Source organism: Microbacterium maritypicum MF109 (genome assembly GCF_000455825.1).
Lineage (GTDB): Bacteria > Actinomycetota > Actinomycetes > Actinomycetales > Microbacteriaceae > Microbacterium > Microbacterium maritypicum_A.
The window spans coordinates 1-23,462 of record NZ_ATAO01000157.1 but is presented as its reverse complement, the minus strand read 5'-3'; the positions used below and the strand labels follow the sequence as shown (position 1 = coordinate 23,462).

Genomic DNA, 23,462 nt, shown 5'->3' with positions numbered 1-23,462 from the left:
AGGCTGGTGCGGCAGCGACCCCCGCACAGGAAGGCTCACCATGCCCGGTATCCACTCCGACATCACGACCGCTTTCGGCAACACCCCGCTCGTCCGGCTGAACAGGGTGACCGAGGGACTGGGCGCCACCGTCCTCGCCAAGCTCGAGTACTACAACCCCGCGTCGAGCGTGAAGGATCGGATCGGCATCGCCATGATCAACGCCGCCGAGGCATCGGGCGAGCTGCAGCCGGGCGGCACGATCGTCGAGTCGACCAGCGGCAACACCGGCATCGCCCTCGCGATGGTGGGTGCCGCGCGGGGCTACCGGGTGATCCTCACGATGCCTGCGTCCATGTCGAAGGAGCGCCGGGTCCTGCTCAAGGCGTTCGGCGCGGAGATCGTGCTCACCGATCCCACCAAGGGCATGAGCGGTGCGATCGAGGAGACCAAGCGCATCGTCGCCGAGACCCCCGGCGCGATCTGGATCCGGCAGTTCGAGAACGCCGCGAACCCCCAGATCCACCGCGAGACCACGGCGCAGGAGATCCTGCGCGACACCGACGGCGCCGTCGACATCCTCGTCGCGGGCGTCGGTACCGGTGGGACCGTCACCGGAACGGGCCAGGCGCTCAAGGCCGCCAAGCCCGGCGTCCAGGTGATCGCCGTCGAGCCCAAGGACTCCCCCGTGCTGACCGAGGGACGCCCCGGCCCCCACAAGATCCAGGGGATCGGCCCGAACTTCGTCCCCGACGTGCTCGACCGCGACGTGCTCGACGAGATACTCATGGCGGAGTTCGACGAGTCCATCCGCGTCGCGCGTGAGCTCGCGGCCAAGGAGGGTCTCCTCGTCGGCATGTCGTCGGGTGCTGCCGTCGCCGCGGCGCTCAAGGTCGCCGCCCGTCCGGAGAACGCCGGCAAGACGATCGTCGTCGTGATCCCGGACACCGGTGAGCGCTATCTCTCCACCGCGCTGTTCGAGGACCTGCGCGAAGACTGAGGCTGTCGATGGGCATTTTCGGGCGGATGCGCGAGGACATCGCAGCAGCGCGCCTCCGCGATCCAGCCGCGCGCAGCGCCGTCGAAGTCGCTCTGCTGTATCCCGGCCTGCATGCCATCTGGGCGCACCGCGTCTCGCACGCGCTCTGGCGGCGACGGCTGCGCCTGCTCGCGCGCGCCGGTTCGCAGGTCTCGCGCTGGCTCACGGGGATCGAGATACACCCCGGTGCGAGGATCGGCCGGCGGTTCTTCATCGATCACGGAATGGGCGTCGTGATCGGGGAGACCGCTGTGGTGGGCGATGACGTGATGCTCTACCACGGCGTCACCCTCGGCGGACGTACGCGGACATCGGGCAAGCGTCACCCCACGCTCGGAGACGGCGTCGCCGTGGGCGCCGGTGCCAAGATCCTGGGGCCCGTCACGATCGGCGCGGGATCCGTGGTCGGGGCGAATGCCGTCGTCACACGCGATGCCCCGGCTGACAGCGTGCTCGTCGGGGTGCCGGCGAAGCCGCGCCACCGCACGCTCGGAGAAGACACCAGGGCGCTCCTCACCGCTCCCGACCACTACGCGATCTGAACCCGGTGCCGCGTGGGCCCGTCAGCGGCGTGCGGACTTCACGGACTCGACCTTCTTGCGCAGGAAGATGAGAGGGAGCACCACGCTGCCCACCGCGGTGATCAGCCACACGATGACCGAACCGAGCAGCCAGCCGGTGAGGTCCGTGATGCGCAGCCCGCCGATGGGGAGCAGGACGACGACGATGAGGGAGATCAGCGTCGAGAAGATCCCGATGCCTCCCATCAGCACCGGCGCGTAGCGATTGGCGACCTTGGCGACCCACGGCGCGAGCACGCTCTGCAGGATCGCGAAGATCAGGATGCAGATGACGAAGCCCCACCACTTGTCCCATTCGATCTCGAAGCCGTCGAGCAGGAGGTCGGCGGCGATCAGGCCGAGACCGGCCGACACCACGTAGAGCAGGCCGCGGAAGAGGAATGTGATCACGCGCCGAGCATAGCGCTCCGCACGCCGGCCGACGGGGAACACGGCATCCGCGCTCCCCGTCGGCGGGTCGTCACTGCGCCACGAAGAACGGGACGGCGCCGGTCAGGATGCCGACACCGAGCATGACCAGCGAGACGATCGTCGCACGCCACAGCACCTTGCGGTGGTGATCACCGAGGTTCACGCTCGCGAGCGACACGAGCAGCAGGATCGCCGGCACGAGCGGGCTCTGCAGGTGCACGGGCTGCCCCGTGATGGACGCCCTCGCCATCTCGACAGGATCGATGCCGAAGTTCGCCGCGCTCTGTGCGAGCACCGGGAGGATGCCGAAGTAGAACGCATCGTTCGACATGAAGAACGTGAACGGGATCGAGAGGACGCCGGTGATCGGCGCCAGGAAAGGTCCGAGGGCCGGCGGCAGCACGTTCGTGATCCATGTGGCCATCGCATCGACCATCCCGGTGCCGGTGAGCACGCCGACCAGGACCCCGGCCGCGATGACCATGGAGACGACCCCCACGATGCTCGGAGCGTGCGCCACGATCTCCGACGCCTGCTCCTTGATGCCGCGGAAGTTGATGACGAGGGCCAGCCCGGCGCCCACCATGAACACGTACGGCAGCGGCAGGATGTCGAGCACCAGCAGCACCATCACCGCGACGGTGAGCACCAGGTTGAACCAGATGAGCTTCGGCCGGAGGGTGGGGCGTGCAGGATCCAGCATCGTGTCGGCCATGGCCGTATCGGCAGGATCGACGTTCGCGGCCGAGACAGGGGCGTGTCCACCGGCGACGACCACCAGGTTCCCGGTGCGCAGCGACGCACGTGCACCCGGCTTCGGCTCGGCTCCGCGGAAGATCTTCGGCACCGTCGAGAGCGATCCCCCGTCGGCCCCGACCAGCAGCCCCTCGGAGTCCAGCCGTCCGAGTCGACGGCGTTCCTGCAGCCCCAGGATCCACGCGAAGCCGAGCGTCACGACGATCCCGGCGCCCAGCGCGGGAAGCATCGGGACGAAGATGTCGGTCGGCTGCAGTCCCAGAGCGGTCGCCGCCCGGACCGTGGGCCCTCCCCACGGCACGATGTTCAGGGTGCCGTTCATGAGTCCGGCGACGCACGTCAGCACGACCGGGCTCATCCCCAGTCGGAGGTATATCGGCAGCATCGCCGAGGTCGTGATGATGAAGGTCGTCGAGCCGTCGCCGTCGAGGGACACCGCACCGGCGAGGATCGCGGTGCCGAGCACCACCTTGGCGGGATCGTCTCCGAGCAGGCGGGTGATCAGCCGGATGAGCGGATCGAAGAGCCCCACGTCGATCATGATGCCGAAGAACATGATCGCGAACATGAGCAGCGCCGCGGTCGGGGCCATCGCGCCGATCGAGTCGAGGATCATGTCGCCGAGGCCGAGGCCCGCTCCCGCGAAGAGTCCGAACGCGGTCGGCACGAGGATCAGGGCCACCATGGGCGTGAGGCGCTTGGTCATGATGAGCGTCATGAACGCGAGCACCATGGTGAATCCGAGGAGCACCAGCACCCACTCGGGCGGCACGAACGCCACGTCGTAGGTCGGCGCCTCTTCGGCGGCCGCGAACAGGCCGGTGAGTGCGTCTGGCATGCGTTGACTCCTTCGTCGTGGCTCCGTCATCGGCGACGGATCCTGTCGAGACTAGGCAATCGACCACGTCCGGGTGCGGTATCCCGCATTCCCCGACGTTGTGCGCGTAGCGTGGGTTCTGCGCATATTGCGCGGCAGGAGCGGAGGAGAAGCACGGTGCCGAGGACGATGTCGACCAGACCGCGGTTCGCCACGCGCGCCCTGCTGCTCCAGCTCGCCACGGTGACCCTCGTCGTCGTCCTCTGTACGGGCGTGTATCTGCTGCTCACCGTGCAGCAGTTGCGCGCAGAGGCCGAGTCGACCGCGTTGGGCATCGCCCGCACCCTCGCCGAGGACCCGCAGGTACGTGCAGAGGTCACGCGCATCTCGCTCTCGGACGGCACTCCCGACGCGGCGGAGCTGCGCGACGGCGACCTGCAGCGCATCGCCTCCGACGTGACGAGCCGCACCGGCGCGCTGTTCGTCGTGCTCACCGATGACAACGGCATCCGACTCGCGCACCCCACTCCCTCCCGCATAGGCGAAGAGGTCAGCACTCCCTACGAGGAGGTGCTCGCCGGCGCGGAGGTGCTCGACTGGCAGACGGGCACACTCGGCGAATCCGCACGGGCGAAAGTCCCCGTCCGCAACGACGCCGGTACGCCGGTGGGCGAGGTCAGCGTGGGTTTCGAGCGTGCCGGGGTGTTCGATGATCTCCCTCCCCTGCTGACGGTGATCGGAGTCACAGCGGCGGGTGCGCTCGCCCTGGCCGGCCTCGCATTCCTGCTGCTCCGCCGGCGCTGGGAGCGTCTGACCTTCGGAGTCCAGCCGGAAGAACTCGTGGCACTCGTCCAGAACCAGACGGCGGTGCTGGACGGCGTGGACGACGGCGTCATCGCCGTCGACCCCCGAGGAGTGGTGCGCGTGAGCAATGCCGCCGCCGATCGCCTGCTGGGGCTCCACGATCCCATCGGAAGGCCCATCGAGGAACTCGGCCTGGCCACAGCCGTCCTCGAGGCGGCGACAGGCGCACGCACCCGTTCCCGTGCCATCGTCGGCGACCGGATGCTCTACCTCGACTCTCGCCCCGTGGTGCGCGACGGCCACGCGCTCGGCGACGTGCTGATCGTGCGTGATCGCACGGATCTGGTCGCCCTGACCGAGCGGCTGGAGACCGTCAGGACGATGACGGCGGCGTTGCGCGTACAGCGGCACGAGTTCGCCAACCGCATGCATGTGGCGGCCGGGCTCATCGACGCCGATCGGGTGCGAGAGGCGCGCACGTTCCTCGGCGAACTCGTGGAGCGGGGGCCGGTGGTGTTCCCCGTCGTCGGATTGGACCTCCTCGGCGATCCCTTCCTGCACTCGTTCCTCGGCGCCAAGGGCGTCGAGGCCGGGGAGCGCGGGGTGGCCCTTCGGATCGCGGACGACACCCAGCTGCTCGGGACCGTCCGCGAGGCGGAAGACGTCGCCGCCGTGCTCGGCAACCTCATCGACAACGCCGTTGCCGCCGCCGTCGCAGGCGAGCGGAGACCACGCTGGGTCGAGGTCGCCGTGCTGGACGACGGCGACGCCCTCGTGTTCACCGTCTCCGATTCGGGGTCCGGCCTCGGGGGCAGCGACCCGTGGGCGCCGCCGTCGCGGGAGCAGGATGCCGCCGGAGACGTGCACGGGCACGGGATCGGGCTGCCCCTCTCGACGGAGATCGCCCGTCGGAGCGGTGGAGACCTCTGGGTGATCGATCCGGGCGGGCCCGACCGCGGCGCGGTGTTCGCCGCGCGCATCGGCGGAGCCATCGACAGAGCCCGCCACGATGAGAAGGAGAACACATGACCGAGCCTCTGCGCGTGCTCATCCTCGACGACGACTTCCGAGTGGCCCAGCTGCATCAGGGCATCGTCGAGGAGCACCCCGGCTGCACCGTCACCGAGACCGTCCGCTCCCTCGCAGAGGCACGCGACAGCATCCGCTCGTCGCGCCCTGACCTCCTCGTCGCCGACGTCTTCCTCCCTGACGGCGACGGCATCGCGCTCGTACGGGAGTCCGGGGTCGACGCCATCCTCATCTCCGCGGCCGACGACGCGTCCACCGTGCGCAGGGCGCTCCGGTCGGGGGCCGTGGGCTACCTCGTCAAGCCGTTCGAGCGACGAGCGCTGTCGAGCCTCCTCGACCGCTACATCCGCTATCGGAACCTCCTCAGCGGTGATCGTGCGCTGCGCCAGGAAGACATCGATCGCGCCGCGGCGATCCTGCACGGTGCAGGTGAGCCGGTGTCGATCTCGCGCTCGGCGACGGAGCAGCTCGTGCTCGCGGCACTCGGCGACGGCGAAGCCTCAGCCGCCGAGATCGGCGAACGCGTCGGGATCTCCCGCGCGACCGCACAACGGCATCTGGCGGCGCTGGCCGCCAGGACCGTCGTCGAGGTGCGACTCAACTACGGCACGACAGGACGTCCCGAGCATCGGTACATCGCACGGACCTGATGCGGGGCGCGTGCCCCTCGCTCAGGACTCGGAGCCGACCGCGGCGAGCCGGGCTTCCTCATCGGCGGTGATGGCGCTCTCGATCAGCGGATCGAGAGCACCGTCCATCACCTGATCGAGGTTGTACGCCTTGAACCCGGTGCGATGATCCGCGATGCGGTTCTCGGGGAAGTTGTAGGTGCGGATGCGCTCCGAGCGGTCCATGCCCCGGATCTGCGATCGGCGGGCGTCGGAAGCCGCGGCGTCGAGTTCCTCCTGCTGTCGCGCGAGCAGCCGGGCGCGCAGCACACGCATGCCGGCCTCGCGGTTCTGCAGCTGGGATTTCTCGTTCTGCATCGAGACGACGATGCCGGTCGGCACGTGGGTGATGCGCACGGCGGAGTCCGTCGTGTTCACGGACTGGCCGCCGGGGCCGGACGACCGGAAGACGTCGATCTTCAGGTCGTTCTGGTCGATGTGGATCTCCTCCGGCTCATCGACCTCGGGGAACACGAGGACACCGGTGGTGGAGGTGTGGATGCGCCCCTGCGATTCGGTCGCCGGCACACGCTGCACCCGATGAACTCCGCCCTCGTACTTCAGGTGCGCCCAGACGCCCTGTGCGGGATCGGAGGACGAGCCCTTGATCGCGACCTGGACGTCCTTGTAGCCGCCGAGGTCGGATTCGTTGCGCTCGAGCAGCTCCGTCTTCCAGCCCTTGGAGGCCGCGTACTGGATGTACATGCGCAGCAGGTCGGCGGCGAACAGCGCGGATTCCGCGCCGCCCTCCCCCGCCTTGATCTCCATGATCACGTCACGGGCGTCGTCCGGGTCGCGCGGGATCAGCAGACGTCGGAGGCGCTCCTGCGAGAGCTGAAGCTCCTCCTCCATCGCCGGGATCTCCGCGGCGATGGACTCGTCCTCGCGGGCGAACTCGCGAGCGGTCTCCAGATCGTCGGTGGCAGCGACCCAGGCCTCGTACGCGGCGACGATGCGCGACAGCTCGGCGTAGCGGCGATTGACGCGCTTGGCCCGGGCGGCGTCGGCGTGCACCGCCGGGTCGGAGAGCTCCTCCTGCACCCGGCGATGCTCATCGATCAGAGTCTGGACGGACTCGAACACGGCTCAGCCGCTCAGCGGATGTTGTTGTCGTGCCCGTGCGCACCCGAGGGGAGCGTCGGGATCGACTTCTGCATCTGCACGAGGAACTCGACGTTCGAGTTGGTCTCCTTGAGCTTGCCGAGCACGACCTCGAGAGCCTGCTGCTGGTCGAGGCCGGCGAGGGCGCGACGCAGCTTCCAGGTGATCTTGACCTCGTCGGCCGAGAGCAGCATCTCCTCGCGACGAGTGCTCGACGCGTTCACGTCGACCGCCGGGAAGATGCGCTTGTCGGCCAGCTGGCGGGACAGACGCAGCTCGCTGTTGCCGGTGCCCTTGAACTCCTCGAAGATGACTTCGTCCATCTTGGAGCCGGTCTCGACCAGCGCCGTGGCGAGGATCGTGAGGGATCCGCCGTTCTCGATGTTGCGTGCAGCGCCGAAGAAGCGCTTGGGCGGGTACAGCGCCGACGCGTCGACACCACCGCTGAGCACACGACCCGATGCCGGGGCCGCCAGGTTATAGGCCCGGCCGAGGCGGGTGATCGAGTCGAGCAGCACCACGACGTCGCGGCCGAGCTCGACCAGGCGCTTCGCGCGTTCGATCGCGAGTTCGGCGACGGTCGTGTGGTCTTCGGCCGGACGGTCGAACGTCGAGGCGATGACCTCGCCCTTGACCGAGCGCTCCATGTCGGTGACCTCTTCGGGGCGCTCGTCGACGAGCACGACCATGAGGTGGACCTCAGGGTTGTTCTGCGCGATCGCGTTCGCGATCTGCTGCAGGACGATGGTCTTTCCGGCCTTGGGCGGCGCGACGATCAGGCCACGCTGGCCCTTGCCGACCGGGGCGACCAGGTCGATGATGCGCTGGGTCAGCTTCTCCGGAGCCGTCTCCATGCGCAGGCGCTCCTGCGGGTACAGCGGGGTGAGCTTGCCGAACTCCACGCGGGTGGCCGCGTCGTCGATCGAGAGGCCGTTGATCGAGTCGACCTTGACCAGGGCGTTGTACTTCTGGCGCCCCTGCTGCTCGCCCTCACGCGGCTGCTTGATCGAACCGACGACCGCATCGCCCTTGCGCAGGTTGTACTTCTTCACCTGACCGAGCGACACGTACACGTCGCTCGGGCCGGCGAGGTATCCGGTGGTGCGGACGAACGCGTAGTTGTCGAGCACGTCGAGGATGCCGGCGATCGGGATCAGGACATCGTCCTCGCCGATCTCAGTGTCGAACTCGTCGGTCGGCACACCGCTGCGGCGCTTGTTGCGCTGACGGTTGCGGTTGTTGCCACCGGCCTGGTCGTCATCGGCAGCGGGCTGTGCCTGCTGCTCCTGCGCCGCGCCGTTCTGGCCACGTCCGCGGTTGCGGCTGCGGTTGCGGTTGCGACCGCGGCCGCCCTGCTCCTCGCCACCGTCGGACGAGTCCGAGTCGCCGTTCTGCGAGTTCTCCGCAGGCGCGGCGTCGGAACCGGTTTCCGCCGTCGGCTCGGCAGCGGGCGGCTCGGCGTCGGCAGCGGGCTTCTGTGCTCCGCGGCGTCCGCGCCCGGTCGTCTTGGGTGCGGGCTCGGCCGGAGCCTCGGCCGTGGCAGTAGCTGCGGCATCGGCAGCAGGCGCTTCGGCGGCAGCGGTATCCGCGGCAGGAGCCTCGGCATCCGCCTTCTTCGCACGGCTGCGGCTCGGGCGCTTCGCCTTCGGCGCGGCTTCGGCGGCATCTGCGCCGGCGGATGCAGAATCGGTTGCAGCCGCTTCCGGCGCGGCATCCGTCTTCGCCGCCTTCTCGGCCTTCGCCGCCTCGGCCTTCTCGGCCTTGGCCGCAGCCGTCGCAGTGCTCGCACGACGCGGCGCGCGCTTGCGGGCAGGCGCGGACTCGGTCGTCGACTCCGCGGATGCCGCGGGTGCCTCGGCGGTGGGCGCCGACTGATCGTTCTGGGTCTCGGAGAGGTTCTCCACGAGTACTCCCTTATATGTCATGGGGAATGAGCGTTGAACGCACACAACGGGTGCTGCGCGCGATCGCACGGGCTGACGCTCGGCGCCAGCCAGCCTCGGCAGGCGGCTCTGGAATGAGCTCTGCCACAGGGGTTTGCGTGCGGGTCTTGCAAGAGATGCAATGGGGCCAGATTCACGCAGTTACGTGGAGCCCTCCGCTCGAGTCCCCACTGTACCACCACGGACGTCGACTGCGAGCAGGAGCGCCTCCCACGGGGTGTCGGTGACTCGATCGGCCAGCTCGACCGCATCCTGGCGGCTGCCGGGACCGTCGGCAAGCACGAGGACGCTCGGGCCGGCTCCGGAGACGACGGCCGCGAAGCCTGCGGCCCGCAGTGCCTGCACGAGACGCTGCGTCTCGGGCATGGCTCCGGCCCGGTAGTCCTGGTGCAGGCGGTCGGCGGTCGCGTCCAGGAGGAGTTCGGGGCTCTGCATCAAAGCGGCGATCAGCAACGCCGAGCGCGAGACGTTGAACACGGCATCGGCGGTGGACACCTGCGGGGGCTGCAGCGATCGCGCCTGCGACGTCGACATCGTGTACGCGGGGACAAGCACGAGAGGCGACACGCCGCGATGCACGAGCAGCTTCTTGTGCTGTGGTCCGCGCTCGGACATCCACGCGATCGTCAGCCCGCCGAACAGCGCCGGAGCCACGTTGTCGGGGTGGCCCTCCAGCTCGGTCGCGAGGCGGAGGAGGTCGGTGTCGCCGATCTCGACGTCGCCCGCGAGCAGCCCCTTCGCGGCGAGGACTCCCGCGGCGACGGCGGCTCCGGAGGACCCGAGGCCGCGACCGTGCGGCACGCCGTTCTCGGCGACGATCCGCAGCCCGGGTACCGGGCGGCCAGCGTCGGCGAAGACGTACGCGATGGTGCGGACGATCAGGTTCGACTCGTCGCGGGGGATCTCGGTCGCGCCGGATCCCGTCACCTCGATCTCCAACTGCCCCGGAGGCAGGGCCGTCACCTCGAGGGTGTCGTAGATGCTGAGCGCCAGGCCCAGCGTGTCGAAGCCGGGGCCGAGGTTGGCGCTCGTCGCGGGAACCCGCACCTCGACGGTGCGCCCCGGCACCGCGTCGCCTGCGGCCGGCGCGAGGGCTGCCGCCATCGTCACTCGCCCTCCACCCGGAGCACCGAGACCACGCGGGCCACGACCTCGCTGTCGGCGAGAGCGTCGACGGTGGCGCTGAGTGCCTGCTCGGTCGCGCGATGCGTGCCGATGATCAGACGGGCGGTCGGTTCGTCCTCCCCCTCGACGGTCTGCACGACCGTCGCCACCGAGACGTCGCCGTCGCTGAGGATGCTCGCGACGGTGGCCAGCACGCCGGGCGCATCCGCGACCTCGAGCGTGATCTGGTAACGGGTGGTGACGTGGCCGATCGGCACGACGGGAAGGTTGGCGCGAGTGGACTCCCCCACCCCGACCCCGCCGGCGATGTGGCGACGGGCGGCCGAGACGACGTCGCCGAGCACCGCGGACGCGGTCTGCACACCGCCGGCACCTGCACCGTAGAACATCAGCGAGCCGGCGGCCTCGGCCTCGACGAACACCGCGTTGTTCGCGCCGTGCACGGAGGCGAGCGGATGCGAGGTGGGCACCAGGGCCGGGTAGACCCGCACCGAGATGGACTCGGCGCCGTTCGCCTCGATGCGCTCGCAGACGGCGAGCAGCTTGATCACGAAGCCGGCGGCGCGAGCCTCTTCGATCATGGAGGCCGTGATCGAGGTGATGCCCTCGCGGTAGACGGCGTCGAGCGGGACCGCGGTGTGGAACGCGAGACTCGCGAGGATGGCGGCCTTCTGCGCGGCGTCGTACCCCTCGACGTCGGCCGTGGGATCGGCCTCTGCGTAGCCCAGACGCTGCGCATCGGCGAGCACGTCGGCGAAGTCGGCGCCCTCGGTGTCCATCCTGTCGAGGATGTAGTTCGTGGTGCCGTTCACGATGCCCATGATGCGCACCACACGGTCGCCGGCGAGCGAGTCGCGCAGCGGACGGATGATCGGGATCGCTCCCGCGGCCGCGGCCTCGTAGTACACGGAGGCGCCCACGCGGTCGGCCGCCTCGAAGAGTTCGGGCCCGTGCGTCGCCAGCAGCGCCTTGTTGGCTGTCACGACGTCGGCTCCGGATCCGATCGCCTGCAGGATGCTCGTACGGGCCGGCTCGATCCCGCCGATGAGCTCGATCACGATGTCGGCACCCAGGATCAGCGACTCGGCGTCGGTGGTGAAGAGCTCCTTGGGCAGGTCGACGTCACGGGGAGCGTCGATGTCGCGCACGGCGATGCCGGCGAGCTCCAGTTCGGCGCCGGCACGGTCGGCGAGCTCGTCGCCGTGTCGCAGCAGGAGTGCCGCCACCTGAGAGCCGACCGCTCCGGCACCCAGCAGCGCCACGCGAAGTCGTCGGTAGTCAGTCATGGTTACTCCTTCGGAGGTGGGTCATTGGTCTCCCTCGGGGGCGCTCGCCCCGTCGATGCCCGCGTCGCGGGCCAGCACGTCGTCGATGGTCTCGCCGCGGACGATGACCGTCGAACGTCCACCGCGCACGGCGACGACCGGCGGACGCGGCACATGGTTGTAGTTGCTCGCGAGCGAGACGCAGTACGCGCCGGTCGCCGGAACCGCGAGCAGATCGCCCGGCACGAGGTCGTCGGGCAGGTACTCGTGGTCGACGACGATGTCGCCGGATTCGCAGTGCTTGCCGACCACGCGGCTGAGACGGGGCTCGCCCTCGCCCACGCGGGAGGCGAGCCGTGCGGAGTACTGGGCCCCGTACAGAGCGGGACGCGCGTTGTCGCTCATGCCGCCGTCGACGCTGATGTAGCGGCGCACGGCTCCGGAATCGATCGTGACGTCCTTGGTCGTGCCGACCTCGTAGATCGTGACGCCCGCCGTGCCGACGATGGCACGGCCCGGCTCGAACGAGAGCGCAGGGACGGGGATGCCCCGAGCCGCGCAGTCCTCGGCGACGGCGGTGATGATCGCGCCTGCGAGTTCCTCGATGGGCGTCGGGTCGTCGACGCGCGTGTAGGCGATGCCGAAGCCGCCGCCGAGGTTGAGCTGCGGCACGGGGCCGCCCTCGAGCAGCGCCGCATGCAGGTCGAGCACGCGGGACGCCGATTCGCGGAACCCGGCGACGCCGAAGATCTGCGATCCGATGTGGCAGTGCAGACCGGCGAAGACCAGGCCGGGGATCTCACGGATGCGCGCGACAGCCTTCTCCGCATCCGGGAGCGGGAAGCCGAATTTCTGGTCCTCGTGAGCGGTCGCGAGGAAATCATGGGTCTCGGCATGGACCCCGCTGATCACGCGCACCAGCACACGCTGTGTGGCTCCGGTGCGAGCGGTGATCGCCGCGAGGCGCTCGATCTCGACAGCGCTGTCGACGATGATCGTGCCGACGCCGACCTCGACGGCTCTCTCCAGCTCGGCGACCGACTTGTTGTTGCCGTGGAAGCCGATGGATGCCGGCACGACGCCGGCCGCGAGAGCCACCGCCAGCTCTCCCCCGGTGCACACGTCGACGCGAAGCCCCTCGTCGACCACCCACCGCGCGACCGTCGTGCAGAGGAACGCCTTGCCCGCGTAATAGACCTGAGCCGTGGTGCCGTTCTCGGCCGCCGCCTGGTCGAAGGCGAGCCGGAACCGCCGTGCACGCCCCCGCACCTCGTCTTCGTCGAGCACCAGCAGCGGGGTGCCGTAGGTGCGGGCGAGCGTGGTGGCGCTGACGCCCGCGATGTCGAGAACGCCGTCGGGATCGCGCACCGCGGAGGCGGGCCAGACGCCGTCGGCGAGGTCGTTCGCGTCTTCGGGGACGGCGAGCCATTCCGGAGCGAGCGAATCGGCAGGGAGAAGCACTGATCACCAATCGTGGGAAGGATCTCGGGCGGGGCACGCACATCGAGGCTGACCCGATTCTAGGGCACCGCCCGGTCGCCCTTGGTCAGGGTGACGCGCGGCGTCAAGCCCCTGCGGGCGACCGGCGTCGCCTCATAGTGTGGGGGCGTGACGAACAGCGAAACGAGATCAGACTCCCCCGCAGAGCCGGGACTCATCGCGCGCATCACCGGGCCGGTGATCGCCTGGGCTCTCGCGCGCCGACCGGTGCGCGCCGCGTTGCTCTACACCGAGCGTCGCGGACCGATGCTCGCCGACAGCGTCACGTACCGGGCGCTCTTCAGCGTGTTCGCCGGCGTGCTGCTGGGCTTCTCCATCGCGGCGCTGTGGCTCGCCGGGAATCCCGTGGCCTGGCAGGCGATCATCGACTCCGTGCAGGCGGCGGTACCGGGGCTCATCGGCGAGGACGGCGTGATCAAGACCGAGGATCTGCGTGCGCCCGCCTCGCTGTCGATCGCCGGGATCATCTCCCTCGTCGCCCTCGTGGGGTCCGCGCTCGGCGCCATCGGCTCACTGCGCACGGCCGTGCGCGTGCTCGCCGGGACCGTGCAGGACGACATCCTCTGGATCTGGGTGATCCTGCGCAACCTCGCGCTCGCGCTCGGCATCGGTGTCGCGTTCGTCGCCTCGGCCTTCCTCACCTTCGCCGGCCAGCTCGGCGTCACATGGATCGCCGGAATGCTCGGCCTTCCCGAGGACTCACCCGTCGCGGCCTGGACGGTGCGCCTGGTGTCGCTCGTGGTCGTCTTCGCCCTGGACGCGGTGATCATCATCGGTGTGTTCCGCCTGCTGTCCGGAGTCCGCCCGTCGCCTCGATCGCTCTGGTCCGGTGCGCTGCTGGGCGCGCTGGGACTCCTGGCACTGCAGGAGCTGTCTGGCCTCTTCGTGGGTGGCGCCACGAGCAATCCGCTGCTGGCCTCGTTCGCCTCGCTGCTCGCGCTGCTGATCTGGCTGAACTTCTCCGCACAGGTGATGCTTTTCGCCTGCGCCTACATCGTGACGGCCGAAGAGGAGAAGTCCGATCGCGTGCACGCGAAGTTCGCGGCGACCACGTTTCCGCAGCGAAGACTGCAGCGCGCGGAGGTCGACGTGCAGATCGCCACGGCCGAACTGCGAGCGGCGCAGAAGGCCGCGAGTCCTGACACCACTTCGTGACCGGGTGCCCTCGTTGTGACCAGATCAAGTAGATTGGTCACAACGAGAGGATGCCATGGATCCCCGACGCACGAGCATCGTCCTCCCCCATGCCACGGTCTCCGCTCTGGAGTGGCGACCGGCATGCGAGTCCGGTGTGCCCGTCCTGCTCCTGCACGGCGGCGGTGCCGATAACGCCGAACTCTCGTGGAGTGCGGTCGGACATGCTCTCGCCGAGGCGGGGCATCGCGTGATCGCGCCCGACCATCCGGGCTTCGGGCAGAGTCCACGTCCGGACCGGCCGCTCACTCAGGAACGGCTCGTGCGATACGTGGGCGAGCTCGTCGACGGGATCGGTCTCGCCGACTACGCCGTCGCCGGCCTCTCACTCGGCGGCGGCATGGCGGTCGGGCATCTCCTGGATCGACCCGGCCGCGCGCGATCAGCGATACTGCTCGGATGCTACGGTCTGATGCCCCGTCTGGCCGACGGCTTCTCCGGTCGGCTCACGCACTTCGGCACATTCCTCCTGCTGCGTTCGGGTCTGCTCGCCCGGATGACCCGCGCGTACGCGCACAACCGTTCAGCGATGGAACGAGGGCTGCGAGAGCTGGTGCGGAACCCGACAGCGCGCACGCCTGAACTCGTGGATGCGGTGCTCGCCGAGGCCGCCACCGGCACCGGCCTGGAGACGTTCGGGGAATGGCAGCGCGATCAGGTGCTCTGGAATCGACTGCGCACCGTGTACGTCGAGCAGCTGCCTTCGATCACGACGCCCACGCTCCTCGTGCACGGCGATCGTGACTCCGGCGTTCCCCTCGCGCGCATCCGGATCGCCGCCGAGCAGCTGCCGGTGGGGTCGCTGGTGACCGTACCCGGTGCCGGACACTGGGTGCAGCGCGACCGCCCCGACCTCGTCATCCCGGCCATGCGGGAACACCTGGAAAGGAGCGGCGATGCCCAGACCCCGCGTCCCTGACCGTCGCGAGCGCATCCTCGACGCGGCCGAACGACTGGTGCTCGCGCAAGGCTTCGACAGCGTGAGCGTATCGTCGATCGCCGACGGCGCCGGGATCGGCAAGGGTGCGGTCTATCTGGAATTCAGCGGCAAGCGGGAGATCCTCGATGCACTCCTGCAGCGCGGGACGACGCGCATGAATGACCGCGTGAGCCGCGAACTGGGCGACCGACCCCGCCTGAGTTCTGCGTATCGCGCCTCCGCACGCGCGCTGAGTGCCGATGCGCTGATGACAGCGGCGTTCCTCGACGACCGTGGCATCCTCGGTGCGCACGTGGCGGAGATCACGGACGGCCGGTATCGCGATCGGCAGCGACGCGTCGTCGAGTGGCTGCACGGCCTGCAGCGGCGCGGCGAGATCGTGGCGGACGTGGACGTCGAGGCGCTCGCCCTCGCGCTCTCGAGCGCGTCGATCGGCCTCCTCTCGGCGGCTCGACTGCTCGGACCGTTCGACTCCGCGCAGCTCGAACGCGCGATCGACACGATCGGCCGCATGGCCGAGACCTTCGAGAGGACCTGACCATGCATGTGGAGAGCTTCGGAGCACGCGACGGACATCCCCTGCTGCTCCTGCACGGTGGAGGTGTCGCCGGGTGGATGTGGGAGCCGCTGCGCGCGCACCTCGGCGAGGGTCTGCGCATCGTCGTCCCCGATCTTCCCGGACATGGTCACGGCACCGACGAGGCATATGTGTCTCACGCGGTCACGACCACGGCCCTCGCCCGCCTGCTGGACGACCTCGGGAGACCCGCCACGGTCGTCGGCTTCTCGCTCGGCGCCCAGCTGACCGTGCAGCTCGCAGCTCAGCACGCAGAGAGGGTGCGGAACGTCGTTGTGGTCAGCGCACAGGCCGCTCCGATGTGGGCGACCCGTCCCACACTCGCCCTTCTCGGCGCGACCGCCGGCCTCGCGAAGAAGCAGTGGTTCGCCCGGATGCAGGCCCGGGAGCTGTTCATCCCGGACGAGCTCCTGGACGACTACGTGCGTACGTCGGTTGGCATCTCACGGGCGAGTCTGCTGCGCTCCGTCGAGGAGAACCTTCGATTCTCACCACCGCCAGCCTGGCGGTCGTATCCCGGAGCGGCGTCGATCCTCGTCGGGGGGAAGGAGAGGTCGCTCATGAAGCGCTCAGCGGCTCTGCTCCACACTTCACTCCCCCACAGCGATCTGCGCGTCGTCGACGACTGCGGACACGGCATCCCCCTGCAGCGTCCCTCGTGGCTCGCCCGACACATCGAGGCGACGCTCGACGAGCCCCCTCACCCCGCGTAGCCCGGGACACCGGGTCAGAGCGCCGCCGGAAGACGACTCGGGGTCAGCTCGGGCAGACGCCCTTGTCCTGGAGCGTGGTGTCGGTGACGATCGCCCCGTCGACATCGATATCGATCACGGCCGCACCGTCGACGACCTCGAGACCGGTGAGGGCGAGGCCTGCGGGTAGCTGATCGGCGATGCACACCCGTTGCGGCTGGGTCAGGCCTTCGCCGAGGGATCCGAGAGTGGAAGCGACCCGGTCGAGATCGATGTCGAGTCCGCCGATGCTCGCGGCCACCGGTGTCAGCTCGAGGTCGCCGTCGGTTGTTCCGGGCGTGAGCGTGAGCGACAGCGGAACGGCGGCCCCGAGCACGCTGATCGACCCGCTCACCGTGGCGTTCGGGGCGGCGAACTCCACGGAGTCGACGGGCAGATCGGTCCCGGCGAGCAGAGACGTGAACTGCTCCTGATCGATGCGGATGGTCCCGGAGGCGCCGCCCAGATCGCCGCCGTGCAGCGGGACGTCCGTCGCTGTCACATCGACGGCGCCCGTGATGCCCTCCAACGTCACCGAATCCGTCGACAGACGCAGCGTGTCGAGGGTGCCGCCGATCAGCTGCGGCAGCAGGAGCCCCTGCGTCTCGACGTCGAGCTGCTGGTCGGCGGGCAGGTCGAGCTGTTCCACGACGATCGACCGCACGACGCCGGGGAGCACGGCGCGAGCGATGAGTTCCGCAGCGACCACGAGCACTGCGAGCACGACGACCACGATCAGCAGCACCCATGGCCAGCGGGGCCGTGTGCGCGGCGCGGCCGCCACCTGAGCGGAGGCGGAACCGGGGATCACGAGCGTCGGATGCTCCGCGGCGGCGTCGGGGTACGGCAGGGTGTGGTTGTCGTCGCTCATGCCTGCCATCCTGCCGTACCGAGAAGAACGCCGAGCCGCACTACATCCGCTCTGGTGCGGAGACGCCGAGGAGCTCGAGTCCGTTGCGCAGCACCTGACCGGTGGCGTCGTTGAGCCACAGCCGGGTGCGGTGGACGCTCTCGATCGGGTCTTCGCTCAGCGGGATCACGCGGCAGTTGTCGTACCAGCGGTGGTACAGGCCGGCGAGCTCCTCGAGGTAGCGGGCGACACGGTGCGGTTCGCGCACCTCGGCGGCGAACGCCACGATGCGCGGGAACTCCTGCAGCGCACCGAGCAGCGCCGCCTCGGTCTCGTGCGTGAGCGTCTCGGGAGCGAACTCCGAGCGGTCCACACCGGACTGGCCGGCGTTGCGTGCGACGTTGTGGGTACGCGCGTGGGCGTACTGCACGTAGAACACCGGATTGTCGTTCGTGCGCTTCTGCAGAAGCTCGGGGTCGAGATCGAGCGGCGAGTCGGCGGGCGAGCGCTCCAGCGAGTATCGCAGCGCATCGCTACCGAGCCAGTCGAGCAGATCATCCATCTCGATGATGTTTCCCGCACGCTTGCTGAGGCGCGCACCGTTGATCGACACCATCTGGCCGATGAGCACCTGGACGTTCTTCTCCGGGTCCTCTCCTGCCGCTCCGGCGACGGCCTTGAGGCGGTGCACGTAACCGTGGTGGTCGGCGCCGAGAAGGTAGATCTTGTTCTGGAAGCCGCGGTCGCCCTTGTTCAGGTAGTAGGCGGCGTCGGCGGCGAAGTACGTGTACTCGCCGTTCGACCGGCGGATGACACGATCCTTGTCGTCACCGAAGTCGGTCGTGCGCACCCACACGGCGCCCTCGTCGTCGAACACGTGTCCCTGCTCGCGCAGACGGTCGACGGCCTGGTCGATCAGGCTCGTGCCGGACGCGTCCTTGGCGTGCAGCGTGCGCTCCGAGAACCAGACGTCGAACGGCACATTGAAGCGGTCCAGCGAGCTCTTGATCTCGGTGAGCTGGAATTCGTACGCGAGTTCCATCGCGACGGCGGACTGCTCGGTCTCGGGAAGCTGCAGCAGATCGGGGCGCGCTTCGAGCACACGGCCGGCGAGGGTCGTGATGTACGCGCCCGGGTAGCCGCCCTCGGGGGTGGGCTCGCCCTTCGCCGCCGCGAGCACCGAGCTCGCGAAGCGCTCCATCTGCGCACCGGCGTCGTTGATGTAGTACTCACGCACGGCGTTCGCACCGCTCGCGAGGAGTAGACGCACGATCGAGTCGCCGAGGGCGGCCCAGCGCGTGTGGGCGATGTGCAGCGGTCCCGTCGGGTTCGCCGACACGAACTCGACGTTCACACTCACTCCCGCCTGCGACGTGTTCGTGCCGTAGGCGGCGCCGGCATCGACGATGACCTTCGCCAGCGCACCCGCCGCTGCGGCGTCGAGACGGATGTTGATGAACCCGGGGCCGGCGACCTCAGCGCTGGCGATGCCGTCGACGTCGGCGAGGCCGTCGACGATCTGCTGCGCGAGCTCGCGCGGGTTCGTGCCGAACGGCTTGGCCATGCGCATGGCGATGTTCGAGGACCAGTCGCCGTGGTCGCGGTTGCGGGGGCGCTCGAGCACGATGTCGGATGCGGAGAGCTCCAGCGGCTCGCCGGGACGTCGTTCCTCGGCGATCGGTGCGAGGACGGCGAGGACGGCTGCGGCGAGGGTTTCGGGGTTCATAGCCTCCCCAGTTTACGGGGCCGGAAGGTCACGACCGACGGCGCGGGGCTCCCCGAATTTGCGTTCGGCCTCCGGTGATCTACTCTCATGCCATGAAGCCGCCCGCCACCCGTCGCCGAGTGGGCGCCGCCGGTATCGCCGCCGGCCTGCTCATCGCCGTCGCGGCAGTGGTCCTCGGCGTGTGGCGGCCATGGATCCCGGCGCCCTCCACGACTCCGATCAGCGCACCCGCCGATGCGGCATCCGGCCCCTCGGCGGTCATCGCTCCGGCGCCGCTCGTCCTGCCGGAGCATCCGACCGTGCTGGTGTTCGGCGACTCCTGGACCTACGGTTCGGCGGCGACCGTCCCGACCCTCGGCTACGCCTACCTGTTGGCGGACCTGCTCGACGGCGAAACCGTCGTGAACGGAGTCCGCGGGAGCGGATACCTGAAGCCCGGGATCGACGGCCCCTCCTTCGGCGAGCGGATCGCCGCCCTCGACCCGTCCCTCTCGCCGGATCTCGTCATCCTCCAGGGGTCCATCAACGACCGCGCACAGGGTGTCGCCGGGTACCGCGAGGCCGTCAACGCCGCGTGGGACGCGATGGCCGCCACCTACCCGGAGGCGACGATCGTGGTGCTCGGTCCGGCGCCGCACGAGCTCCCCGTGGGCACGGCCACCGCGCGTATCGACGCGGATCTCTCCGAGCTCGCCGCCGCACGCGGCTGGTGGTACATCTCCCCCATCGCCCAGGACTGGATCACCCCGCAGAACTACCTCGACGTGATCGACGTGGACGCGGGACGCCAGCATCCCTCCACGGACGGCCACCGTTATCTGGCCGAGAAGCTCGCTGCGGCGCTGGACGAACTGCGCGCCGCGCCCGTCACCGTGGCCGGTGGGTCGGAGACCACCCCCGACGAGTGATATTGTCGATCGGTACGCCTCCGTAGCTCAGTGGATAGAGCGCCGGTTTCCGGTACCGTAGGTCGCAGGTTCGACTCCTGTCGGGGGCACACACGTTGTACGCGAATGGAACGTCAATTCATACGAAGTCCATCCGAGTATGAGAAAGCCGCCTGGTTTCAGGCGGCTTTTCTCGTACACAGGACGGCGAGCACTAGTGGGGCTTCGGACCCGCGTCATGGCGAGCACCGGGCCCGCTCGACGTCGGTGGATCACTCCGACTGAGCGCTCTCCATGGCGGACAGACTCCCCAGCAATCGGAGACGCTCTTCGGTGGGGCCGCCCGGCGAGGGGGTCATGGTGAACATGACGAGCCCGGGATCCGCAGGCAGCTCGAAACCCTCGTAGTCGAAGAGGAGCGCCCCGACGTCCGGATGGTGGATCCGTTTGCTTCCGGTGCGGTGGAAGCGAACATCGTGGGCTGCCCAGCGCGTACGGAAGACGTCACTACGCGTGACGAGTTCGCCGATCAGATCGGTGAGGTCCTTGTCGTGCGGGTTGCGTCCCGCTTCGATTCTGAGTGAGGCGACGATGCTGTTGGCCCCGGACTCCCAATCGACGTAGAAGTTCTGCGCAGCGGGGTTGAAGAACGTGTAGCGGGCGTTGTTGCGCTGATTGGCGGCGTCGTCCAGAATCGGCGCGAAGACGGCCCGACCGATGACGTTCACGGCGAGGAAGTCCTTGCGTGCGTTCGAGATGTAGGCGGGAACGCTGATGCTGTCCAGGAGTCGCTGAAGCGCGGGCCGGATGACGGGCGTCGCAGCCCGCGGACGTGCGCGTGCAGAACGGTTCGGGGCGGCGTTTCGGGCGAGGTCATGGAGGTGGGCGAGCTCGGCGTCGTCGAGGTGGAGTGCGCGACCGAGCGACTCGAGCACTTCCGGGGAGACGCCGGACAGGTTGCCGCGCTCCATCCTGGCGTAATAGTCGACGCTCATCCCGGCCAACATGGCCACCTCTTCGCGGCGGAGACCGGTGACACGTCGTCGGCCTCCGCCGATGATGCCGGCCTGCTCCGGGGTGAGTCGTGCTCGCCGCGTGGAGAGGAACTCACTCACCTCGGCTCGTTGTGTCATGCCTGCCACGTCGTGCCTTCCCGTCGTGTGTGGATGGGTGTCGTGTGCGGATACGTACCGACCGGCGGCGCTCACGAGCCGCCGGTCGACGAGCTACCGGCCGAGCCGGCTCAGGTCGTCCCGCACGGTGGCCGGTTCGTCGGTGAGAGGCATGTTCGGCATGTCGAGTGCGCCGTCGATTCCAGTATCTCGGACGAGCGCCTCGAACTCGGGGGCCAGGTCCTCCTGCGCTGCCCCCCGCTCCGCGACCAATTCAAGGGTTCGGTGGTCCGCCGCGTCGATCTCCAGACAGTCGAGCAGCACGCGCGCGATCTGGTCGCGGGCGATGACCCCGTCTGCCGGCGAGGCCGTGCTGTACTGGTCCCCTTGGCGGAAGACGATGTGGCGCTCGTCCGGTGCGTTGTAGTCGAACCAGCCGGGGCGGACGACCGTGTACCGGTTGCCGGACGCGCGGACGAGGCGCTCGGCCCTCCGTTTCCAGTCGTGACCTTCGTTCGCCCGATCCGTCGTGCCGACAGCGGTCATCAGGGCGATGCGCACAGGGCGTCCGTCGAGCACAGTGAGCACGTTGGCCACTGCTCCGTAGTCGACCTTCTCTGCGACACCACGGCCACCATGGGAGCCGTGGACGAAGACCACGGAGCCGACCCCGGCGACAGCGTCCGCCAGCGTCTCGGCCGAGGTGAGATCGCCGATGACGATCTCCGCGCCCTCCGGGACCCGCGCGGCGCGAGATGCGTCACGCACCAACGCGCGCACGTGTCGTCCTCTCGTGAGAGCCTCGCGGACGACGTGCACGCCAATGCTTCCGGTCGCCCCCACGACGAGAACCGTGGACGTCGCGGTCATGTCAGTTCTCCGGGATATCGCGACCGAACGCCTCGAGCGTGATGACCTCGGGCTCCGGGCCCCCGCGAACGCCGGTATCGAGAGCGTCAATGCGAGCGATCTCGTCGTGGGTGAGTTCGAAGTCGAACACATCGAAGTTCTCCGCAATACGAGCAGGCTTCACCGACTTGGGGATGGCCTGGACGCCGTTCTGGATGTGCCAGCGGAGCATCACCTGCGCTGCCGACTTTCCATGCGCGTCGGCGATGGCGACGATGACGGGGTCGTTGAACGTGCTCTGGGAATCGTCCCCTCGGTAGGACGTGATGCCGCCGATGGGCGACCAGGCCTGTGGGAGGATGCCGCGGTCCTTGCCGAACGCCTGCAGCTCGCGCTGCTGGAAGTACGGGTGCACCTCGATCTGGTTCACCGCCGGCACGATCTCGGTCTGCGCGAGCAGCGTCGTGAGGTGGTCGACCATGAAGTTGCTCACGCCGATGGCGCGGACCTTGCCCTCGGCGAGGAGAGTCTCCAGCGCCGTGTAGGCGGCGATGGTCTTGTCGAACTCACCGGGGAGGGCCTGGTGGAGGATGAAGAGGTCGATGACGTCGACCTGGAGCTTGCGGGCGCTCTTCTCGAATGCGTGCAGCGTCTGGTCGTAGCCGTAGTCGCTGATCCAGACCTTCGACTCGATGAACACGTCGTCGCGGGAAAGACCGGACGCTTTGATGGCGTCGCCCACTCCTCGCTCGTTGGCGTATGCGGCGGCGGTATCGATGAGACGGTACCCCGTGGAGAGGGCGGAAGAGACAGCCTCGACCGTTTCGTCCGGTGGCGTCTGGAAGACGCCGAAACCCAATGCGGGCATCTCGACGCCGTTGTTCAGGGTGAGGTGAGTGTTCGTCATGGGATCGACATTATGACCATCCATCAGCACCTGGGAGTGACTGTCGTTACACGGATAAGCGGTCAGTCCCGCCCGCCGCAACGCAGCACCAGGGGCCACCTATCCAGGTAACAGCAGAGCACCCCAAGCGATGAGGTACGGGCGTACCGTCGAAACATGGCCCGCACCGCTTCCCCGCAACGCCCCACGAAAGTCGGGCGCCGGGTCGCCGCTGCTGTCGGCATCGTGGCATCGGCCGTCTCGATCGCCGCGTGCGCCGGATCAGACGATGCACGGCCCGATGTCTCGGCACCATCAGCACCACCGAGGGTCGAGGGAGACACCGTGACCACGGACACCTATCGTGACGGAGAGTACTCCGCACGCGGCTGGTATGGCTCGCTCCCGTCCCATCACGACGTGACTCTCACCATCGAGAACGGCATCGTCACAGACGTCGACATCACCACGCCGGCAGATGACGAGATATCGCTGGGGTATCAACAGCGGTTCGCTGATGCCCTCCCGAGAGAGGTGGTGGGCACGCCGCTCGACGACATCGTGGTCGACCGACTCGCGGGATCCAGCGGATGTTCGGAAGGGTTCATGAACGCGCTCGCCGACATCCGCGAGAATGCCCTCCGCTGACCCGACTCCCCGCCTCCTGTCTCTTATACACATCTCCGAGCCCA

The 23,462-nt window shown here is 68.9% G+C and carries 22 protein-coding genes and 1 tRNA gene; 11 read left to right on the top strand and 12 right to left on the bottom strand.

What is annotated here, in order from left to right; translation table 11 throughout:
* The first annotated feature begins 40 nt into the window (after positions 1-40).
* Both cysK and epsC read left to right on the top strand, forming a co-directional pair.
* Positions 41-979 carry a cysteine synthase A gene (cysK, locus tag L687_RS29325; RefSeq protein WP_021199367.1) on the top strand — a complete coding sequence of 313 codons (939 nt, stop codon included), beginning with the start codon at positions 41-43 and terminating at the stop codon, positions 977-979.
* Positions 980-987: 8 nt separating this feature from the next.
* Positions 988-1,560, top strand: coding sequence for a serine O-acetyltransferase EpsC (gene epsC / locus L687_RS29320; protein ID WP_029258405.1), 573 nt, complete (start codon positions 988-990; stop codon positions 1,558-1,560).
* Positions 1,561-1,581: 21 nt separating this feature from the next.
* On the opposite strand, the gene L687_RS29315 is transcribed toward epsC, so the two are convergent.
* Together L687_RS29315 and L687_RS29310 are read right to left on the bottom strand one after the other, a co-directional pair.
* Positions 1,582-1,989 carry a phage holin family protein gene (locus L687_RS29315; RefSeq protein ID WP_031207104.1) on the bottom strand — a complete coding sequence of 136 codons (408 nt, stop codon included), beginning with the start codon at positions 1,987-1,989 and terminating at the stop codon, positions 1,582-1,584.
* A 70-nt stretch (positions 1,990-2,059) separates the two neighbouring features.
* Positions 2,060-3,604 (bottom strand): CitMHS family transporter, encoded by a 1,545-nt coding sequence (locus tag L687_RS29310; protein WP_021199364.1) that lies wholly within the window; start codon positions 3,602-3,604, stop codon positions 2,060-2,062.
* Positions 3,605-3,772: 168 nt separating this feature from the next.
* On the opposite strand from L687_RS29310, the gene L687_RS29305 reads away from it, so the two are divergent.
* Together L687_RS29305 and L687_RS29300 are read left to right on the top strand one after the other, a co-directional pair.
* A complete protein-coding gene (locus L687_RS29305; protein WP_021199363.1) occupies positions 3,773-5,416 on the top strand; it encodes a sensor histidine kinase in 1,644 nt (547 codons plus the stop codon).
* Entirely contained in the window at positions 5,413-6,066 is a 654-nt protein-coding gene (locus L687_RS29300) for a response regulator (RefSeq protein WP_021199362.1), read from the top strand. The genes L687_RS29305 and L687_RS29300 overlap by 4 nt, the downstream gene beginning before the upstream one ends.
* Positions 6,067-6,087: 21 nt before the next feature.
* On the opposite strand, the gene prfA is transcribed toward L687_RS29300, so the two are convergent.
* From prfA to lysA, 5 genes are all read right to left on the bottom strand, one after another.
* Complete coding sequence (prfA, locus tag L687_RS29295; protein ID WP_021199361.1) at positions 6,088-7,167, bottom strand: peptide chain release factor 1; 1,080 nt, start codon at positions 7,165-7,167, stop codon at positions 6,088-6,090.
* 11 nt (positions 7,168-7,178) lie between these two features.
* On the bottom strand, positions 7,179-9,089 hold the full coding sequence (gene rho, locus L687_RS29290) for a transcription termination factor Rho (protein ID WP_021199360.1): 1,911 nt from the start codon (positions 9,087-9,089) through the stop codon (positions 7,179-7,181).
* A gap of 180 nt (positions 9,090-9,269) precedes the next feature.
* Positions 9,270-10,232: a homoserine kinase gene (gene thrB / locus L687_RS29285; protein WP_029258410.1), complete on the bottom strand. Its 963-nt coding sequence runs from the start codon at positions 10,230-10,232 to the stop codon at positions 9,270-9,272.
* Positions 10,233-10,234: 2 nt separating this feature from the next.
* Complete coding sequence (locus L687_RS29280; RefSeq protein ID WP_021199358.1) at positions 10,235-11,539, bottom strand: homoserine dehydrogenase; 1,305 nt, start codon at positions 11,537-11,539, stop codon at positions 10,235-10,237.
* A gap of 21 nt (positions 11,540-11,560) precedes the next feature.
* The gene (gene lysA, locus L687_RS29275) at positions 11,561-12,979 is read right to left on the bottom strand and encodes a diaminopimelate decarboxylase (protein WP_021199357.1); all 1,419 of its coding nucleotides are present in this window, start codon (positions 12,977-12,979) and stop codon (positions 11,561-11,563) included.
* Between the two features lie 147 nt (positions 12,980-13,126).
* On the opposite strand from lysA, the gene L687_RS29270 reads away from it, so the two are divergent.
* Genes L687_RS29270 through L687_RS29255 form a run of 4 tightly spaced genes read left to right on the top strand, consistent with a single transcriptional unit; the run spans position 13,127 to position 16,442 of the window.
* Positions 13,127-14,173 carry a YihY/virulence factor BrkB family protein gene (locus L687_RS29270; RefSeq protein WP_021199356.1) on the top strand — a complete coding sequence of 349 codons (1,047 nt, stop codon included), beginning with the start codon at positions 13,127-13,129 and terminating at the stop codon, positions 14,171-14,173.
* 55 nt (positions 14,174-14,228) lie between these two features.
* Entirely contained in the window at positions 14,229-15,131 is a 903-nt protein-coding gene (locus L687_RS29265) for an alpha/beta fold hydrolase (RefSeq protein ID WP_021199355.1), read from the top strand.
* The gene (locus L687_RS29260) at positions 15,109-15,690 is read left to right on the top strand and encodes a TetR/AcrR family transcriptional regulator (protein ID WP_021199354.1); all 582 of its coding nucleotides are present in this window, start codon (positions 15,109-15,111) and stop codon (positions 15,688-15,690) included. Before L687_RS29265 ends, L687_RS29260 begins: the two co-directional genes overlap by 23 nt.
* 2 nt (positions 15,691-15,692) lie before the next feature.
* Entirely contained in the window at positions 15,693-16,442 is a 750-nt protein-coding gene (locus L687_RS29255) for an alpha/beta fold hydrolase (RefSeq protein ID WP_021199353.1), read from the top strand.
* A 43-nt stretch (positions 16,443-16,485) separates the two neighbouring features.
* Here the strand turns inward: L687_RS29255 and L687_RS29250 are convergent, their stop codons facing one another.
* Both L687_RS29250 and argS read right to left on the bottom strand, forming a co-directional pair.
* Complete coding sequence (locus tag L687_RS29250; protein ID WP_021199352.1) at positions 16,486-17,331, bottom strand: LmeA family phospholipid-binding protein; 846 nt, start codon at positions 17,329-17,331, stop codon at positions 16,486-16,488.
* Positions 17,332-17,371: 40 nt separating this feature from the next.
* Complete coding sequence (gene argS / locus L687_RS29245) at positions 17,372-19,036, bottom strand: arginine--tRNA ligase (RefSeq protein WP_021199351.1); 1,665 nt, start codon at positions 19,034-19,036, stop codon at positions 17,372-17,374.
* Between the two features lie 92 nt (positions 19,037-19,128).
* Here argS and L687_RS29240 point away from each other — a divergent pair, with 92 nt between their 5' ends.
* Both L687_RS29240 and L687_RS29235 read left to right on the top strand, forming a co-directional pair.
* Positions 19,129-19,944 carry an SGNH/GDSL hydrolase family protein gene (locus L687_RS29240; protein ID WP_029258420.1) on the top strand — a complete coding sequence of 272 codons (816 nt, stop codon included), beginning with the start codon at positions 19,129-19,131 and terminating at the stop codon, positions 19,942-19,944.
* Between the two features lie 16 nt (positions 19,945-19,960).
* Positions 19,961-20,033 (top strand) — tRNA-Arg (locus L687_RS29235).
* A 162-nt stretch (positions 20,034-20,195) separates the two neighbouring features.
* On the opposite strand, the gene L687_RS29230 is transcribed toward L687_RS29235, so the two are convergent.
* The 3 genes from L687_RS29230 to L687_RS29220 form a co-directional block, all read right to left on the bottom strand.
* Complete coding sequence (locus L687_RS29230) at positions 20,196-21,038, bottom strand: helix-turn-helix transcriptional regulator (protein ID WP_021199349.1); 843 nt, start codon at positions 21,036-21,038, stop codon at positions 20,196-20,198.
* A 111-nt stretch (positions 21,039-21,149) separates the two neighbouring features.
* A complete protein-coding gene (locus L687_RS29225; RefSeq protein WP_021199348.1) occupies positions 21,150-21,905 on the bottom strand; it encodes an SDR family oxidoreductase in 756 nt (251 codons plus the stop codon).
* Position 21,906: 1 nt separating this feature from the next.
* Positions 21,907-22,791 (bottom strand): aldo/keto reductase, encoded by an 885-nt coding sequence (locus tag L687_RS29220; RefSeq protein ID WP_021199347.1) that lies wholly within the window; start codon positions 22,789-22,791, stop codon positions 21,907-21,909.
* 156 nt (positions 22,792-22,947) lie between these two features.
* Between L687_RS29220 and L687_RS42765 the strand changes: the two genes are divergently transcribed.
* Positions 22,948-23,418 carry a hypothetical protein gene (locus tag L687_RS42765; RefSeq protein ID WP_021199346.1) on the top strand — a complete coding sequence of 157 codons (471 nt, stop codon included), beginning with the start codon at positions 22,948-22,950 and terminating at the stop codon, positions 23,416-23,418.
* The last annotated feature ends 44 nt before the right edge of the window (positions 23,419-23,462 follow it).